The sequence below is a fragment of the Rhizobium acaciae genome (assembly GCF_025941625.1).
Taxonomy (GTDB): domain Bacteria; phylum Pseudomonadota; class Alphaproteobacteria; order Rhizobiales; family Rhizobiaceae; genus Rhizobium; species Rhizobium acaciae.
The window spans coordinates 1-17600 of sequence record NZ_JAPCZO010000017.1; the positions used below are offsets into that span (position 1 = coordinate 1).

The window sequence follows — 17600 nt, forward strand, 5'->3', positions numbered from 1 at the left end:
GCGCGTCGCGCGCGGAAAATTGCCGCGGTGACGTTCGAGATCGGCAAAAACGCGGTAACGGCCCTCGGTGTGAAGCCCGTCCAGCTCGCTTTTAAAATACGCTTCAAAATCCATCATATGCTCCAGTATCACGCGACCGTTCTTGCTGACCGGACGTTCGCGCGTCAACCCTTGCCCTTTGCTTTAACATCAACTGCGGCAAAAGGCGCAGAGTTTTGAATGATTCCAGATAAAGAATATGCGAGCCGCGATCAACGAAATTGATGTGGCAAGCATAATGGAAATTCGCGAAACCGCGCAGCTGGCGACAACATCCTGTATCGAAAAAAATCAGGACAGCAGTGGACAACCCTTTCTTCCGACATAGTTTTCGGGCTAGCCTAAAAAAAACAGAAGGGACGGTCCCCGCCCATTAAGGCGGCAACCCAGGAGAAAAAAGATGAAGAAAGTCGTCATACTCGCATTGATCGGTCTGTCGATCGCAAGCTGCACGCCGACGCAGCAGGGCGCCGGCATCGGTGCTGCATCAGGTGCCGTCATCGGTGGCGTCGTCACCGGCGACGTCCGTGGCGCGGCAGTCGGCGCCGCTATCGGCGGCGTGTCCGGCGCCCTCATCGGCAGCGTCGCCGAACAGCCCGGCCAGTGCTACTATCGCGACCGCTACGGCCGCCGCTACATCGACAGTTGCCCGCGCTGAGAGCGCTTGGAAATCGGCAAATTCAGGAAATCCCGGACACAGGTCCGGGATTTTTTGTGCTAAATTAGCGCGTTGGCAATTTAAAATGGTACACCCCGCGCGATTTTGCCGCTAAGCTATTCATGGCTGGGCAACGAAGCTTCAATGTAGACACAACCAAAAGCGGCGGATGCGGATCAGAGGGACAGGCCCGAAAACAGGTACTGCGTATCGGCGAACAGGCACCATGATGGTGGTCGCAGCGGCAGCTGCGTTCTCACCGGTCCTGATCGGCGACGCTTACGCCTTCAAGCTTTTCGGCATCACCATTTTCGGCAAAGAGGAAGACGAAGGCGAACAGGTGCCCGATCCGGTGCGCTACCAGGTCGACCTCAAAGCCGATACCGCCGATCCCGACCTCAAAGAAGCGTTGGAAAACAGTTCCCGTCTCGTCAGCGACCAGAAACAGCCGGTGTCCGGCGATCTCGGCATCGTCGTCAAGGCGCGCGACGACCGGGAACGGCTGATCGCCACTCTGTATGAAAAGGCCCGTTATGGCGGCCTGGTGACGATCACCATCGACGGCAAGAATATCGACGACCTGCCGCCCAATCCGACATTCGACCGGTCAGGGTCGATCCCCGTCACCGTCGCCATTGCTCCCGGCCCCGTTTTCAAGGTCAGGGAGGTCCAGTTCGGCGGCGATGCCGCAAACCATAATCCCGCCGATTACGATCTCGCCCCTGGTGCGCAAGCCGGCTCGCTCGCCATCATCAGGGCCGGCGACAAGATCGTCGAACAATTGAAGAGCGAAGGCCGGCCCTTCGCCAAGTTGACCGAACGCAAGGTGGTCGCCGATCACAACAGCGATACCGTCGATATCGTCCTTGCTGCCGATGGAGGCCCCATCGCTCCGATCGGCGATGTCGGCGTCACCGGCGAGAAGACCGTCAAGCCAGATTTCATCCAGCGTTATTCCCGGCTGAACAAGGGCGAAGCCTATTCGCCGGAAACGCTGAAGAAAGCCGGCGAGCGCCTTCGCGCCCTCGGCGTCTTTTCGAGCGTCACCATTCACCAAGGAGATGCATTGGCATCGGACGGCACCTTGCCGATGACGATTGAAGTTTCCGAGGGTAAGAGGCGCTACTTCGGCGTCGGCGCGCAATATTCCACCACCGACGGCTTCGGCGTTCAGGGCTATTGGGGCCACCGCAACCTTTTTGGCGAAGCCGAAACGCTGAGGATCGAGGGAGCGGTCTCCAGGCTTGGCGAAACGACGGATGTCGGCAGCCTCGACTATTCCGCCGGCATCCTCTTTACCAAGCCCGGCGCCTTCTTCCCCGCCGCCACCCTGAAGGCCGGCATCGTCGCCAAGACCGAAAATCCGGATGCCTATAACGCGACGCTTGTCACCGCCTCGCTCGGCCTTTCCTACGAACTGACCGACCAGGATACGATCTCGGCGAGCGGCGAGGTCAGCTGGGAGCGCGACGACGACGCCTTCGGCACGAACGACTATCTGACCTTCACCTTGCCGATCCAATATGATCGCGACGCACGTGACGACAAATTCAACCCGACGGAGGGTTATCGCGCGACGCTCTCGGCTAAGCCCGGCTACGAGATCTTCAACGCCACGCCCTATGCAGCATTCGAGGGCTCGATCTCCGGCTATCTGCCGTTCGGACAGGAAGACGGCGTGGTGCTTGCCGGCAAGGTTTCAGCCGGCGTCCTGATCGGCGGCGACAGCATTGGGGACATTCCCGCCACGCAGCGCTTCTTTGCCGGCGGCGGCGGCTCCGTGCGCGGATACAGTTATCAGGAAATCTCGCCCTATAACGACAATGGCGATCCCACCGGCGGCCGCTCCTATGTGACCGGTTCGCTGGAGGCGCGCATCAAGATCACCGATACGATCGGCATCGTGCCCTTCATCGATGTCGGCACCGTATCGGACAGCACCTTTCCGGGTTTTTCCGATATCCGCGCCGGCGCCGGCGCCGGAATACGATATGCAACGCCTTTCGGCCCGCTGCGGCTTGATTTTGCCATGCCGCTGAACAAGTACGAAGATGGCACAGATTACGGAATCTACGCCGGCATCGGCCAATCCTTCTAGGATTGCCGATTTCGCTCGTGTTTTCCGATCTGTGGGCCGTCACGAAAACGGGGTAGTGTCCACGCCGATGCAAACGCTGACAAAAATCGTCAACTGGATCGTACGGCTCGCCGGCTATGTCGTCGGCGCCACGTTGATTCTCGCGGTCGTAGCACTGGCGATCTTCGGCTTCACCAGTTTTGGCGCGCGCATCGTCACCGAAAAGATAGCCTCGACGCTGTCCAATCGCGACATGACGATCGAGGTTCGCGAACCGCAAGGCCTTTTGACCGGCGGGCTTCGCGCCGCCGAGATCTCCATCTCCGACACCAGGGGCGTCTTTGCGGAAATTCATGGCATCGCGATCGACTGGAATCCGCTTGCGCTGCTGACCGGAACCTTCCATGCCAAACGCTTCGAGATCGAAGCGATCAACGTGCTGCGCAAGCCGGTACGCACCCTGCCCTCGCGGCCCGCGGCTGAAAATTCCGGCGGATTCAGCCTTCCGATCAAAGTGGATGTCGACCGTATTGCGCTGCCCGATATCAAACTTGCCGCACCCGTTGCCGGCCGCGCCTTTGCGCTCGCCGCCGAAGGCAGCCTTTCGGCGAACGGCGATGGCGGCGAGGCCGTCGTCAATGTCAGCCGTCACGCGGTTCCGGATGCGCGGCTTGCTGCCGACATCGCTTTTGCACCAGCAGAAAACCGGCTGCGGCTGAAGGCACAGCTGTCCGAGCCGAAGGGCGGACTGCTGGCGGGCTTTCTCGGCCTGCCGGACAGCCCGGCCGTCAACATCGATCTCGATGGCCAGGGGCCGATATCCGATTGGAAAGGCAAATTGCAGGCTGCCCTCGACGGGCAGCAGCGCGCCGCAATCGAGGCCCGGCATCAGATTACGGAAGACGGGCTGCACCACCTCGATCTCAAGGGCGGCGGTGACCTGAGCTCGCTGCTTCCATCGGCATTTCGGCCGCTTTTTGCCGGCCAGACCAATATCGATCTTGCCACCACCTTCGACAATCACGGCAAGATCGATATCCAGACCGGCAATATCGCCACCGGCAGCGTCGTGATCGCCGCCTCGGGCACCCTCGATCCGGCCGGCAACAACAGCCTCAACGCCAATCTGCTCGGCACGTCGGGGCCTGTCGATTTCCGCTGGCCGCTCGCCGAAGGCGAAGCGCGCTTCCTTATATCAGGCCTCAACCTGGCGCTCACGGGCGATGCGCAGACCGCCCGACTCAACGTCAGCGGCTCGCTCGACACCGCAACCCTGCCGCAGGCCGATATCGGCAACGTCAAACTGACGGCAAAGAGCGACGCCTTCAATCTCGCCGCCCGTTCCGGCAGCGTCCAACTGCGCCTTGTTGCCGGCGACGCGACCTTTGCCGAGCCGAACCTCAACCGTGCGGTCCAAGGCCCGATCACCATCGCCTCGCCGCTGCAGATCTCGCCCAGTGGTATCGGCTTCAACGGCACCACCGTCGAAAGCGCCAATATCAACGGCAGCCTCAACGGCTCCTATCGGCTGACAGACCAAGCACTGACCGGCAATCTCAAGCTCACCATCAACCCGGCAGCCCTGCCGGCTGCGGCAACAGGCAGGTTCGACGGGCCGATCTCGCTCGAGAGCCAGGTGGTCGGCACCATCCCGTCGAAATTCGCGCTGTCCAACCTCATCCTAAAGTCCGGCACGCTCGAAGCCGCCGGCAACGTCGCGCTCGACGGCGCGATCTTGAACGCCGATCTCTCCGGCCGGCTGCCTGACATCGGCAAGCTCATCCCCGGCGCCAGCGGCGGGGCGGGTTATGCGTTGAGAGTGGGGGGTGAACTCCCGGCAATCTCCCTGACGGCCAATCTCAAGGCCGCCAGCCTAAATATGGCCGAGCGCACGCTCGGCAACCTCAATATCGACCTGTCGGGTCTCGCCGATCCCAAGGCGCCGCAGGGCAGGATCGCCGCCACCGGCACCATCGACGGCCAGCCGATCGGCATCAACGGCGACATCCGCTCGCAGGACGGCAAGATAAGCATTCCGGCGCTGACCGCCGACATCGGTGGCAACCGGCTGACCGGCAATGTGGAATTCTCGTCCTCCCTTGAGCCGACTGGCGCGCTGACCTTCGATCTCCCCAATATCGGCCTGCTCGCCGCACTCGGCGGACAGAAGGCCGAAGGCGACCTCAAAGGGTCGCTCGGCGTCAGCAGCGATGGCGGCAGGATTGCGCTCAAGCTGCTTGCGACCGGCGGCTCGATACGCCGTGATACGCTTGCGATCGTCAAGCCGGATATCGATGTCACGGTCAGCGATCTCAAAGCCCTTGCGGCAAACGGAACGGTCAAGGCCGAGGAGGTGAGTGCCGGAACGAACAGGCTCGCCGACCTTTCGCTCGATTTTACCAAGCAGCAAGACCATACCGATTTCGATCTCGATGCTGCCTATGACGGCAATCCCGTACTGGCCGCCGGCAATATCGAAGCGGCCGGCGGCACAATGCACCTGAACCTTGATCGCTTCTCGGCAAGCCCCCGCAATATCCCGATCGAGCTTGCCGCACCGACGCAGGTCGCCATCGGCGGCGGTGCCGCCAGCCTGAACGGACTGACGCTGAAGACCGGCGCCGGTTCGGTGATCGTCACCGGTTCCGCCGGCGAAACGCTGAAGATCGATGCAGACATTCGCGAGCTGCCGGCAGCGCTTGCCAACGGTTTCGTGCCAAACCTGTCAGCCGGCGGCACGATCTCCGGAACCATTGCCGTGACCGGAACGCCGGCAGCACCGGTTGCCGACTTCAAGCTCGACTGGAAGGATGCGACGACGGGCCAGACGAAGGGGGCAGGTCTGGCACCGCTCGGCATCACCGCCGGCGGCAAATTCGCCGACAATAAGCTCGATTTCGACACGACGGTCGGCAGCAATGACGGCCTGTCGCTCAAGGCCGCCGGCAATGTCGCGCTCTCAGACCCGAAGGCGCCGGTGCTTGATGTCGACGCCGATATCCTCAATCTGCCTGCCCGCATCGCCAATGGTTTCGTTGCCGATCTCGCCGCCGAAGGCACGATTACCGGAAAACTGGCGGCCTCCGGCTCCCTCGCTAATCCCACCGCCAATTTCGATCTCGATTGGAAAAATGCTGCGACGAGCCAGACGAAGCGTGCCGGCCTTGCCGAGCTCGCCGTCAAGGCATCCGGCAAATTCGCCGACAACAAGCTCGATTTCGACACCGTGATCGGCGGCGCCAACAGCCTGTCGCTGAAGGCAAACGGCAATGTCGCCATCACGGGCACGACGCTCGGCAACGTCGCGGTCGACGCCGCACTGGCGAATATCCCGGCAAATATCGCAAACAGCTTCGTCCCCGATCTCGCCGCCGAAGGCGCGATCTCAGGAACGGTCTCGGCCAGCGGCTCTCTTTCCGCTCCGACCGCCAATTTCGATCTCAATTGGAAAGATGCTGCGACGAGCCACACGAAACGTGCCGGCTTTGCCGCGATCGGCGTGACCGCATCGGGAAAATTTGCCGAAAACAAGCTTGATTTCAATGCTGCAGCGAGCGGCGACAAAGACCTCTCGCTGAAGGCCATGGGCAATGTCGCATTGGCCGGCACGGCGATCGACAGCATCAAGGTCGATGCCGAGATCGCCAAGCTTCCGGCCAGTCTCGCAAACGCCTTCGTTCCGGATCTCGCGGCCGGCGGCACGATATCAGGCACCCTGTCCGCCGCCGGCACACCCGCCGCACCGAAAGCCGACTTCAAGCTTGACTGGACAGATGCTGCGACCAGCCAGACCAGAAGCGCTCGCCTCTCGGGCCTCGCACTTGCCGCATCGGGACGTTTCGCCGACAATCGGCTCGATTTCGATGCCAATCTCGCCGGCAAGGACGGCCTCTCGCTGAAGGCCGCCGGCAACGTCGCGATTTCAGGCACGTCAGTCCGCAACCTCGACGTCAAGGCCGATCTCGCCAACCTGCCTGCAGGCCTCGCCAACGGCTTCGTTCCGGGTCTTGCCGCCGAAGGCACCGTCTCGGGCACGGCATCCGCTTCCGGCGCGCTTCCGAAGCCGGCGGTCGATTTCAAGCTCGACTGGAAGAACGCCGCGACCGCCCAGACCAAGAGCAGCGGCCTTTCGGGCCTGAATGCTGCGGCCTCCGGCAAATTCGCCAATGACAGGGTCGATTTCGACGCCAATCTCGCCGGCAAAGACGGCGTGCTGGCCAAGGCGACGGGCGGCGTGACGATCGCGGGAACAGCCATCCGGGACCTTTCGATCAATGCCGATATTCCGGCGCTGCCGGCAAATATCGCAAATGCCTTCGTTCCCGGTCTCGGCGCCGAAGGCACGCTTTCGGCAAACGCCGTGACGTCGGGGACGCCAGCAAATCCGATCGTCGATTTCAAGCTCGACTGGAAGGATGCCGCGACCAGCCATACCAAGGCTGCCGGCCTGTCCCGCCTTGCGCTGGCGGCGACCGGGAAATACGCCGGTGACAGGCTGGATTTCGATGCCGCCCTCAACGGCGGCGGCGGCATTGCGCTGAAAGCCACCGGCAATCTCGCCATCGCCGGCACGTCGATCCGCTCGCTCGACGTCACGGCGAACGCCACCAATCTTCCGGCGGGCATCGCCAACGGCTTTGTTCCGGGCCTTGCAGCCGAGGGTGCGGTCACGGCGACAGCAAAGGCCACCGGCGCGCTATCAGCGCCCTCCGTCGACTTCAAGGTCGACTGGAAGAACGCCGCCACGAGCCAGACAAAAGGCGCCGGCCTTTCGCCGTTCAGCATCGGCGCATCAGGCAAACTTGCCGGAAACAGGCTGACGGTCGATACCAGCCTTGCCGGTGACGCCGGCATGTCGCTGAAGGGTGGCGGCAGCGTCGTCATCACAGGAGGTCGCGCCATCGACATGCGCTTCAACGGCAATCTTCCTTTCGCCGTGCTCGGCGCCCCGCTTGCGCAACAGGGCCTCGTCGCCGACGGCGTCGCCACCGTCAACCTCCAGATCGGCGGAACGGCCGCAGCACCCGTCATCAACGGCACCGTTTCGACCAACGGCGCCAAGCTTGTCGATGTCCGGCGCAATCTTGCTGTCAACAATCTTGCGGCAACAGTAACCTTCAATGGCAGCCAGGCCGTGATATCGCGCCTCAGCGGCAACCTTGGCGGCGGTGGCACGATTTCGGCCAGCGGCACCATCGGCATCCAGCCGGCCGGCGGCTTTCCCGCCGACATTTCGATCAAGCTCGACAAGGCGGTCTATGTCGATGGAACGCTTGTCGTCTCCACCGTCAACGGCACGCTCAGCCTGCGCGGTCCGATCAAGAGTGCGACGCTTAGCGGCAAGCTGCGGCTGGACAAGACCTCGATCACGGTTCCGGAAAAATTGCCGACCTCGCTGAGAGAAATCGACATCCGCCATAAGAATGCTCCGCGCGCGGTGCTTGCGCAGCTGCGCGATGACGGCGAGCGTAAACCCGGCGAGAAATCCTCCGTAATCACGCTGGATCTCGAAATCGACGCGCCCTCGCATATCTTCGTGCGCGGCCGCGGTATCGACGCCGAGCTTGGCGGCCGCGTGACGATCCGCGGAACGGCGGCAGCGCCCATCGTCACCGGCGGCTTCACCATGCGCCGCGGGCGGCTGACCATTCTCAACCGCCGCCTGGATTTCTCCGACAAGAGCAGGATAACCTTCGCCGGCGATCTGACGCCGGCGCTCGATATGGAAGCGACCTCGGCCTCCGGCACGACGACGCTGACCGTCGACGTCGCCGGCCTCGCCACCGACCCCGCGATCACCTTCTCCTCGTCCCCCGAGCTGCCGCAGGACGAAGTGCTGGCGCAGCTGATCTTCGGCCAGTCGATGTCGAAGCTCTCGCCGGTGCAGATCGCCCAGCTCGCCGACGCCGTCAGTCAGCTGGCCGGCAACCGCTCCACTTCGCTTTTCGAAGGCCTGCGCAACCAGCTCGGCGTCGACGATTTCGACGTCAGCACCGATTCCAAGGGCCAGACAAGCGTCAGCGTCGGCCGCTATCTTAACGATCGCACCTATTTCGAATTGCAGCAGGGCGGCTCGGCCGGCGCCAAGGCGGTGATCAACCTCGATGTCGGACGCGGCGTCAAGCTGCGCGGGGGGGCCGGTGGCAACGGTGAGGGTGAAGCCGGCATTGTCTATGAACGGGAATACTGATGCATTTCGCCCGAAGCTGTGCAGCAGTTTGTGGGCAGCATGCACAGGCTTTAAGCCGGTTTAGAAACCGGTTTTGCTGGTCTTGAGAAGGATGTTGGTCTCGGTCGAATTGATGCCGTTGATCAGCCGGATGCGGCGCAGCGTCTCGTCGAAGGCGGCAAGGTCGCGGTCCTCGAGTTCGGCGACGAAATCCCATTTGCCGTTGGTGCTGTGAAGCGCGCGCACCTGCGGCAGGCCCCTCAAATGATCGGCCACCCTGTCGGCGAGCTTGCCGAGCACCTCGATCATCACGATGGCGCGCACGCCGGCGGAGCGCGTCTCATGGCCGGTGCGGATGGTGAAGCCGACGATGGTGCCGCTCGCCACCAGCCGGTCGATACGGGTGGCAACCGTTGCCCGCGATGCGCCGGTCATCGCTGCAAGCGAGGAGACGGAAATCCGGGCGTTATGGCGAAGTGCACTCAGAAGTTCGGTGTCGAGATCGTCCACGCTGATCACTTTGTCAAAATAGGTTTATCAATCTGCGCAATCATAGTCCATTTCTGACACTTTTCCATCTTTTTGCCGCCAGCCCTTTATCCCACTATCGGCCGAAACAGGCCTCAACACGGAGCCCTCCAAAATGAATGCGCAATCGCGATCTGTCACCCTCATCGGCGCGCCGCTCGAAGAAGGCTCCGGCCGCAGAGGGGCTGCCATGGGCCCTGCGGCCCTGCGTATTGCCGACGTCGACCAGACGCTGATCGAGCTTGGCCATGACGTCGCCGATATCGGCGATCTCAGGATCGTGCCGGCGATGGACCTGCCGAACCATCCGAAGGCCCACAATCTGAGGATCGTCGGCGCCTTCACCCGCGCGCTGGAAAGCAGCGTCCACGACGTGGCCGCCTCCGGCCGTTTTCCGCTGATTCTCGGCGGCGACCACAGCCTTTCCATGGGCAGCGTTTCCGGCATGGCGCGGTATGCCGCCAGCAAAGGCCGCCCGCTCTTTGTGCTCTGGCTTGATGCCCATGCCGATTTCAATTCTCCGGCCACCTCGCCCTCCGGCAATATTCATGGCATGCCGGTCGCCTTCTTCTGCGGTGAGGCGGAGTTTGCCGAGATCCTGCCGAAGGACCGTCCGTTCGTCGATCCGAAGAATGTCTTCCAGGTCGGCATCCGTTCGGTCGATGCGCGCGAGCGCGAGGAAATCCACGAACACGGCGTCAACGTCTTCGACATGCGCGCGATCGACGAGCAGGGCATCGGCGCCATCATGCGTGAGATCCTCGATGTCGTCACCAAGGCGAACGGCCTGCTGCATGTCAGCCTCGACCTCGATTTCCTCGATCCCGAGATTGCCCCCGGCGTCGGCACGACGGTGCCTGGCGGTGCGACCTTTCGCGAGGCGCATCTGGTCATGGAAATGCTTTCGGACAGCGGCCTCGTCTCGTCGCTCGATCTCGTCGAGCTCAATCCGTTTCTCGACGATCGCGGCAAGAGCGCCCGCATCCTGGTGGAGCTGACGGCAAGCCTGTTTGGCCGCCGCATCTTCGATCGTCCGACACGCGCCGCATAAAACAGGATGATTTTAGGCCGGGATGGCCTAAAATCTGAATCCTGTTCTAAATTAAATAGTTAGAGCATGATGCTGCCCGAAAACCGCTCACACTTTTCGGCATCATGCTCTGGAGGGAGAACGGCCATGAACACTTCGGAAAAACTGATCGCCACGGAACAGCGGCTCGGCGCCCATAACTATAAGCCGCTCGACGTGGTGCTGACGCGTGGCGAAGGTGTTTATGTCTGGGATACCGACGGCAACCGTTATCTCGATTGCCTCTCGGCCTATTCCGCCGTCAACCAGGGCCATTGCCATCCGAAGATCCTCGCCGCCATGCTCGAGCAGGCGGGCAGGCTGACGCTCACCTCCCGCGCCTTCCGCAACGATCAGCTCGCCTATCTCTACGAAGAGCTCGCGGCTCTCACCGGATCGCACAAGATCCTGCCGATGAATTCCGGCGCCGAAGCGGTGGAGACCGCCATCAAAGCGGTGCGCAAATGGGGCTACGAGGTCAAGGGCGTGCCGGAGGGCAAGGCGGAGATCATCGTCTGCGCCGATAATTTCCATGGCCGGACGCTGAGCATCATCAGCTTCTCGACAGATCCCGACGCCCGCAGCGGTTTCGGCCCCTACACGCCGGGTTTCCGCATCATTCCTTTCGGCGATGCCGAGGCTTTCGCAGCCGCAATCAATGCCAATACGGTGGCCGCCCTGATCGAGCCGATCCAGGGCGAAGCCGGCGTCATCATCCCCCCGGCAGGTTATTTCACCCGCGTCCGCGAGCTTTGCACGGCAAACAACGTCACCCTCATCCTCGACGAGATCCAGACCGGCCTCGGCCGTACCGGCAAGCTGCTGGCCGAGGAACACGAAGGCATCGAGGCCGACGTGACGCTGATCGGCAAGGCGCTGTCCGGCGGTTTCTATCCCGTGTCGGCCGTGCTTTCGAATTCCGAAGTCTTGGGCGTGCTGAAACCCGGCCAGCACGGCTCGACCTTCGGCGGCAATCCGCTCGCCTGCGCAGTGGCGCGCGCAGCACTCAAGGTGCTGACGGAAGAGGGCATGATCGAGAACGCCGCTGTTATGGGCGACTACTTCATCGAAGGCCTCAAGTCGATCCGCTCGAACATCGTCAGGGACGTGCGCGGCCGCGGCCTGATGATGGCCATCGAGCTGGAACCCGAAGCCGGCGGCGCACGGCAATATTGCCATGCGCTGAAGGAGCGCGGTCTTCTCGCCAAGGACACCCACGACCACACAATTCGCCTCGCTCCGCCACTGGTCATATCAAGAGAGCAGGTCGATTGGGCGGTCTCGCAGATCGAAAAGGCGATAAGCTGAGTAAATCGGCGCAATTCTTCTTCACGATCCCGAATGCCAGCGATCGGCTGAAAGAGATCGACAGCAAAACCGCCTGGTTTTTCATCAGAGATTAAAAACCTTCGCGATCTCGTCGCCCAATTTAGATTTGGGCAACACTCTTTCGCTAAAGTCATCGATAACCGTAACGATGCTTCGCCGAGCGCAAAGCCATCGCGTGGTATGAAGGCAAAGCTTGTCCGCGCCAATGGTGGCGCATCCGCTTCTGCCCTGGCTTCGACAGTTGGGAAGAATTCTAATGGCCACGATCAATTCGACTAACTTCAGCGGCGATACGCTCGAAATTATTGCCTTCCGCCTGCATGATCAGGAATTCTGTGTGAAGACCACGACCATCCGCGAAATCCGCGGCTGGGCGCCGTCGACGCCGATCCCGCATGCACCGGCCGATGTCATCGGTGTCATGAACCTGCGCGGTTCGGTGATCCCGATCATCGATCTTGCTTTCAAGCTCGGCATGAAGAGCACGGTCGCCAACGAGCGCAGCGCCATCGTCGTCGCCGAAGTTCATAGCATGGTCATCGGCATGCTGGTCGACCGCGTCTCGGATATCCTCACCATCTCGTCCAGCCAGGTCCAGCCGGTGCCTGAAGTGACCGCCTCCTTCGACCGGGCCTATTGCGAAGGCATCATCGCCTCGGAAAATGGCATGATCTGCTTCCTGAACCTTGCCAAGATGTTCAAGGAAAACGAGACGGATGAACTGGCCGCCTGATCGGCCAATATAATTCTAAAAAAAGCCGCCCACCTGGGCGGTTTTTTGTTGCGCATCGCAAGCAAGCCTCGGCCGCCACCACCCACCTTGGCGCTTCATGATTAGAAACAGCTTCTATACCGGAAATTAACCACGTTCCGTCATCATGAGATACTCAAGGATGACACGTTTTCCGCCAATTTGGGAATGACAGCCAGTACTGTTTGTCTTCTCATCACGGCATTCCTCGTCCGATCGGCTTCGATTTACCAGACGAAGCAGCAGAAACTGTGGATTTCAGAGGGGCGGGAATGTTTGGTCTATCTTCCGATTCGAAATATATTCTTAATGCCATTTCCAAATCGCAGGCGATCATCGAATTCGACCTCAAGGGAAATATCCTCACGGCGAACGAGAATTTCTGCAATGCACTGGGTTATCGCCTGAGCGAGATCGTCGGCAAACATCACAGGATGTTCTGCGAGCCGGCCTATACGGCAACCCCGGAATATCGCGCCTTCTGGGCGCGGCTCGGACGCGGCGAATATGATGCCGGGGCTTACAAGCGTCTTGCCAAGGGCAACAGCGAGATATGGATCCAGGCTTCCTACAATCCTGTTCTCAAGGGCGGAAAGCCATTCAAGGTGGTGAAATTCGCGGCCGACATCACTGCCGCCAAGAAGCAGGCGGTCGAGGATTCCGGCAAGCTGCAGGCGATCTCGCGCTCGCAGGCAGTGATTGAATTCACCCCGAAGGGCGAGATCCTGACGGCGAATGAGAATTTCTGCAAAGCCATGGGATATTCCCTGGCCGAGATCACCGGCAAGCATCACAGCATATTCTGCGATCCGGCCTATGCGCGCACCGATGATTACGGCAGCTTCTGGGGGCGTCTGGCCAATGGCGAATTCATTGCCAACGAATTCGTCCGTTTCGGTAAGGACGGCCGCGAAATCTGGATCCAGGCGGCCTATAACCCGATCGTCGATGCCGACGGCAAGGTCTACAAGGTCGTGAAGTTCGCCACCGACGTCACCCAGCGCATGAGCGCGATTTCTCTGCTCGGCGGCGCGCTGCGTCAGCTGTCCGAAGGTGATCTGACAAGGACGGTGGACACGCCCTTCGTCCCGTCGATGGAACAATTGCGCCACGATTTCAACACCGCGATCAAAGGTCTTGCCGAGACGATGAAGACGATCGGCGAGAATGCCAGTGCGATCGCCAGCGGCTCACGCGAGATTGGCGCATCGGCGGATTCCTTCTCCAAGCGGACGGAACAGCAAGCCGCATCGATCGAAGAGACGGCCGCCGCGCTGGAAGAAATCACCACGACCGTCAACGATTCCAGCCGTCGCGCCGATGAGGCCGGCCGCCTCGTCGCCATGACCAAACAGGGCGCCGAACAATCCGGTGTCGTGGTCCGCAATGCCGTCGCCGCCATGGGCCAGATCGAACAGTCCTCCCGCGAGATCACCAACATCATCGGCGTCATCGACGATATCGCCTTTCAGACCAACCTGCTGGCATTGAATGCCGGCGTCGAGGCGGCCCGCGCCGGCGAAGCCGGCAAGGGCTTCGCAGTGGTGGCTCAGGAGGTGCGGGAGCTCGCCCAGCGTTCCGCCACCGCCGCCAAGGAGATCAAGGCGCTGATCAACACGTCGGGCGAGCATGTCAGGAACGGCGTCGGTCTGGTCGGTCAGACGGGCAAGGCGCTCGAGGAGATCGTCACCCAGGTCGGCGATATCGACGGCAACGTCGTCGCCATCGTCGAAGCCTCCAGGGAGCAGGCAATCGGCCTCAAGGAAATCAACCAGGCGGTCAATACGCTGGATCAGGCAACCCAGCAGAATGCCGCGATGGTCGAGGAAAGTACCGCCGCCAGCCACAGCCTTGCGAGAGAAGCCGAAACGCTGCGTGTCCTGCTGGCGAGGTTCCGCCTACCGGGTCAAACGCAGTCCATCGGCGGAGCTGGGCCAAGACAGACGGGCTCACCGGCGCTGCACCTCGTTTCACGTGTCACAAAGGTGAATAGTGCTGGCGCGGCGACCGCCCAAAGCTGGGAAGAGTTCTGAACCATGCCGGTGCAGGCGGCACCTTGACCGGATCGCGCTGTATACGACGATAAAGCGCGCCGCATGAAGCCCATGCGACGCGCTTTGATGGCTTAGCCGAACAGCGCGAAGGTTGCCCTCAGCGTCACCCAGACACCCCACAGCAGCGGAATGCCGACGACCGCCCAGGCAAGCATCGCCTTGGCGTCCAGCCCGCCTGTGCCAATGCCGAAGGAACCCGTCGGCCCGGCATTTACGGCCGCCGACTTCGCCTGCAGCGCGGCGACCTCGTCATCCGACATGAACCATTTGTCCGAAAGCGGCCTGATCAGCGCATTGGCGATCAGCCCGAGCGCCAGCATGCCGGCGAGGATATACATGGTGCCGGTATAAAGGGTTGGACCGGGCGCAACGCCGGCGGCGATCTGCGCTTCGCGGATATAGTTGACGACGACGGGCCCGACGATGCCGGCCGTTGCCCAGGCCGTCAGCAGCCGGCCGTGGATGGCGCCGACGAATTGCGTACCGAAAATATCGGCAAGATAGGCCGGGATCGTCGCAAAGCCGCCGCCGTACATCGACAGGATGATGCCGAAGGAGAGAACGAACAGCGCCTTGTTGCCCATGCCTGCGAAAGTGGGCGCCAGTGCATAGAGCACGATTCCGAGGACGAAGAAGCAATAATAGGTATTCTTGCGGCCGATCTTGTCGGACAGCGACGCCCAGAAAAACCGTCCGCCGATGTTGAAGAGCGACAGCAAGCCGGCGAAACCGGCGGCGATCGTGGCAATCGATGCCTTCTGCCCGGCGTCGAGTTGGGCGAAGCCGACATCCGGCAGCCCGATCAGCGAGCCGGCGAAGATTTCCTGCAGCATTGGCGAGGCCATGCCGATAACGCCGATACCGGCCGAAACGTTGAGGCAAAGCACCGCCCAGATCAGCCAGAACTGTTTTGTCCTGTGGGCATTGCTGAGGTGCACATGTTTGGTGGTGATCATCGTGCTCTTGGCTGCAGGCGGCGTCCAACCTTCTGGACGCCAGCCGGCCGGCGGAATGCGATAGCCGAAGGCACCGCCCATCATGAAGACGAAATAGATCACCGCCATGACGATGAACGTCTGCCAGACGCCGACCGAACTGTCGGTCTTGAAGGCATTCATCAGCAGGTTGGCCAATGGGGCGCCGATCATCGCCCCGCCGCCGAAGCCCATGATCGCCATACCCGTCGCCATGCCGCGCCGGTCGGGAAACCATTTGATCAGTGTCGAGACCGGCGAGATGTAACCGAGGCCGAGACCGATGCCGCCGATGACGCCGGCACCCAGCCACATCATCCAGAGCTGATGAGTAATGACGCCGATCGCGGCAAGAATGATGCCACCGCACCAGCAGCAGGCGGAAACGACGCCCGCCTTGCGCGGACCGGCCCGCTCGAGCCAGCCGCCCCAGATGGCGGCCGATGAGCCAAGCAGAACGAAGAACAACGTATAGATCCAGCCGAGGTCGGCAACGCGCCAGTCGCAAGTCGTGGTGAACAGCGCCGAGGCAAGTGTCAGATCGGGGCAGGCCGTCGAGGCCGTGATCCCGAGCGACTTGGAAAGCGGCAGCCAGAAGACGCTGAAACCATAGGCCATGCCGATGCAGAGATGAATGGCGAGCGCTGCCGGCGGCACCAGCCACCGATTGAACCCGGGCCTTGCGACGATCCTTTCGCGATCGAGCAGGCCTGAGCCCGCCAGCACTCCATCAGTCCGTGTTTCCGCTGCCGTCATGAAAAATCCTCCTTAAATCAGACCTGGTTTAAATTCAAATATGGCTTGATTCAGCTTGCCATTGCCGACGCATGTGCAGGCAGGTTGCTCCTGCCTCTCCTCCCGCATGAGCCGGTCTACCGGACCGTGGGTGTCGCCGGTTCCGGCTTTCGGATCAGCGGAACGGCCTGAAGCACGAGCGCGTCCAGGCCATTCTCCTCATTCTCCAGAATTTCGAACAATTGCCGCCGCATGCGCGGGTCCCAGAATTTATTGATATGGGTGGCGACCCCCTGCGCGGCCTCGCTTTCCGGCTGGCTCTTGAAGAAGGTGGCGATCTGGTTTGCCATATAAACGAGCTTGGTCTTGGTATCATGCGACATCGGCAATGCTTCCGGGCGAGATGCGGTGCGGGTGGGTGAAAATCTCGAAATCCTCGCCACGCACCAGCGCGACGAGCGTCATGCCGGCTTCTTCGGCCGTGCGGATGGCGAGGGCCGTCGGAGCCGAAATGGCGATGAGCACCGGGCTGCCGAGGATCGCCGCCTTCTGCACCATCTCGACGGAGAGCCGACTGGTGACGACGACGGCGCCATCCCCGCCTTTTTCGCTGGCGCCGATGACGGCGCCGCAGAGCTTGTCCAGCGCATTGTGCCGACCGACATCTTCGCGCACGGCAATCAGCCCCCTGCCGGGAAGATAGAACCCGGCGCCATGCACCGCCCGCGTCTCACGATGCAGCGGCTGTGCCTCGTTCAGAAGCGAAACGGCGCGGACGATATCCGCATGCGACAGCGCCAACGGCGATGCCGAAACGTCAGGCACCGGCCGTACCGCCTGTTCGATCGATTCGATGCCGCAGAGCCCGCAGCCGACCGGTCCCGCCATACTGCGGCGTCGTGCCCGCAGCCGATCGGCGACGTCATCGACCAGGCTCACCTGCACATCGATCCCCTGCTCGCCCTCGACCACCTCGATGCCCGATATCTCCGCCGGCCCGGTGATGATCCCTTCGGTCAGACTGAATCCGACGGCAAAATCCGCGAGATCATCGGGCGTTGCCATCATCACCGCATGCGAACTACCGCCATAGGAAAAGGCGATCGGCACCTCTTCCGGCACGATGCGCGAACCGGTCTGGAGGATGCCGTTGCGACGGGCGGTTTCGGAAGCACGGGCGGTAACGGTGAAGGTCATGATGCGCGTTCCCGCCTAAA

12 protein-coding genes are annotated in these 17600 nt (G+C 61.7%); 8 read left to right on the forward strand and 4 right to left on the reverse strand.

Annotation, left to right across the window (positions count from 1 at the left end):
• From OLZ32_RS25065 to OLZ32_RS25080, 4 genes are all read left to right on the forward strand, one after another.
• Positions 1-219: hypothetical protein (locus OLZ32_RS25065; protein WP_264423496.1), on the forward strand; the 219-nt coding region annotated here is incomplete at its 5' end.
• Positions 220-439: 220 nt separating this feature from the next.
• A complete protein-coding gene (locus tag OLZ32_RS25070; RefSeq protein ID WP_003543419.1) occupies positions 440-697 on the forward strand; it encodes a YMGG-like glycine zipper-containing protein in 258 nt (85 codons plus the stop codon).
• A gap of 169 nt (positions 698-866) precedes the next feature.
• Positions 867-2795, forward strand: coding sequence for an autotransporter assembly complex protein TamA (locus OLZ32_RS25075; RefSeq protein WP_264423333.1), 1929 nt, complete (start codon positions 867-869; stop codon positions 2793-2795).
• A gap of 67 nt (positions 2796-2862) precedes the next feature.
• Positions 2863-8964 (forward strand): translocation/assembly module TamB domain-containing protein, encoded by a 6102-nt coding sequence (locus OLZ32_RS25080; RefSeq protein WP_264423489.1) that lies wholly within the window; start codon positions 2863-2865, stop codon positions 8962-8964.
• 60 nt (positions 8965-9024) lie between these two features.
• Here the strand turns inward: OLZ32_RS25080 and OLZ32_RS25085 are convergent, their stop codons facing one another.
• Entirely contained in the window at positions 9025-9462 is a 438-nt protein-coding gene (locus tag OLZ32_RS25085; RefSeq protein ID WP_003543424.1) for an Lrp/AsnC family transcriptional regulator, read from the reverse strand.
• Positions 9463-9586: 124 nt separating this feature from the next.
• Here OLZ32_RS25085 and rocF point away from each other — a divergent pair, with 124 nt between their 5' ends.
• The 4 genes from rocF to OLZ32_RS25105 all read left to right on the forward strand — a co-directional run bounded on the left by rocF (position 9587) and on the right by OLZ32_RS25105 (position 14653).
• Positions 9587-10522 (forward strand): arginase, encoded by a 936-nt coding sequence (gene rocF / locus OLZ32_RS25090; protein WP_264423335.1) that lies wholly within the window; start codon positions 9587-9589, stop codon positions 10520-10522.
• Positions 10523-10648: 126 nt separating this feature from the next.
• Positions 10649-11848, forward strand: coding sequence for an ornithine--oxo-acid transaminase (gene rocD, locus OLZ32_RS25095; RefSeq protein WP_017989630.1), 1200 nt, complete (start codon positions 10649-10651; stop codon positions 11846-11848).
• Positions 11849-12125: 277 nt separating this feature from the next.
• On the forward strand, positions 12126-12602 hold the full coding sequence (locus tag OLZ32_RS25100; protein WP_003543427.1) for a chemotaxis protein CheW: 477 nt from the start codon (positions 12126-12128) through the stop codon (positions 12600-12602).
• Positions 12603-12892: 290 nt separating this feature from the next.
• Positions 12893-14653: a methyl-accepting chemotaxis protein gene (locus OLZ32_RS25105; RefSeq protein ID WP_264423338.1), complete on the forward strand. Its 1761-nt coding sequence runs from the start codon at positions 12893-12895 to the stop codon at positions 14651-14653.
• A 92-nt stretch (positions 14654-14745) separates the two neighbouring features.
• Here the strand turns inward: OLZ32_RS25105 and OLZ32_RS25110 are convergent, their stop codons facing one another.
• The 3 genes from OLZ32_RS25110 to fdhD all read right to left on the reverse strand — a co-directional run bounded on the left by OLZ32_RS25110 (position 14746) and on the right by fdhD (position 17580).
• Complete coding sequence (locus tag OLZ32_RS25110; RefSeq protein ID WP_003543430.1) at positions 14746-16404, reverse strand: OFA family MFS transporter; 1659 nt, start codon at positions 16402-16404, stop codon at positions 14746-14748.
• Positions 16405-16520: 116 nt separating this feature from the next.
• Positions 16521-16766, reverse strand: coding sequence for a formate dehydrogenase subunit delta (locus OLZ32_RS25115; protein WP_017989632.1), 246 nt, complete (start codon positions 16764-16766; stop codon positions 16521-16523).
• A complete protein-coding gene (gene fdhD / locus OLZ32_RS25120) occupies positions 16756-17580 on the reverse strand; it encodes a formate dehydrogenase accessory sulfurtransferase FdhD (protein WP_264423340.1) in 825 nt (274 codons plus the stop codon). Before fdhD ends, OLZ32_RS25115 begins: the two co-directional genes overlap by 11 nt.
• Positions 17581-17600 lie beyond the last annotated feature (20 nt).

Coding starts and splice junctions, on each gene's coding strand:
- OLZ32_RS25070 (WP_003543419.1), top strand. CDS start 440: ATGAAGAAAGTCGTCATACTCGCATTGATCGGTCTGTCGATCGCAAGC.
- OLZ32_RS25075 (WP_264423333.1), top strand. CDS start 867: ATGCGGATCAGAGGGACAGGCCCGAAAACAGGTACTGCGTATCGGCGA.
- OLZ32_RS25080 (WP_264423489.1), top strand. CDS start 2,863: ATGCAAACGCTGACAAAAATCGTCAACTGGATCGTACGGCTCGCCGGC.
- rocF (WP_264423335.1), top strand. CDS start 9,587: ATGAATGCGCAATCGCGATCTGTCACCCTCATCGGCGCGCCGCTCGAA.
- rocD (WP_017989630.1), top strand. CDS start 10,649: ATGAACACTTCGGAAAAACTGATCGCCACGGAACAGCGGCTCGGCGCC.
- OLZ32_RS25100 (WP_003543427.1), top strand. CDS start 12,126: ATGGCCACGATCAATTCGACTAACTTCAGCGGCGATACGCTCGAAATT.
- OLZ32_RS25105 (WP_264423338.1), top strand. CDS start 12,893: ATGTTTGGTCTATCTTCCGATTCGAAATATATTCTTAATGCCATTTCC.
- OLZ32_RS25110 (WP_003543430.1), bottom strand. CDS start 16,404: ATGACGGCAGCGGAAACACGGACTGATGGAGTGCTGGCGGGCTCAGGC.
- OLZ32_RS25115 (WP_017989632.1), bottom strand. CDS start 16,766: ATGTCGCATGATACCAAGACCAAGCTCGTTTATATGGCAAACCAGATC.
- fdhD (WP_264423340.1), bottom strand. CDS start 17,580: ATGACCTTCACCGTTACCGCCCGTGCTTCCGAAACCGCCCGTCGCAAC.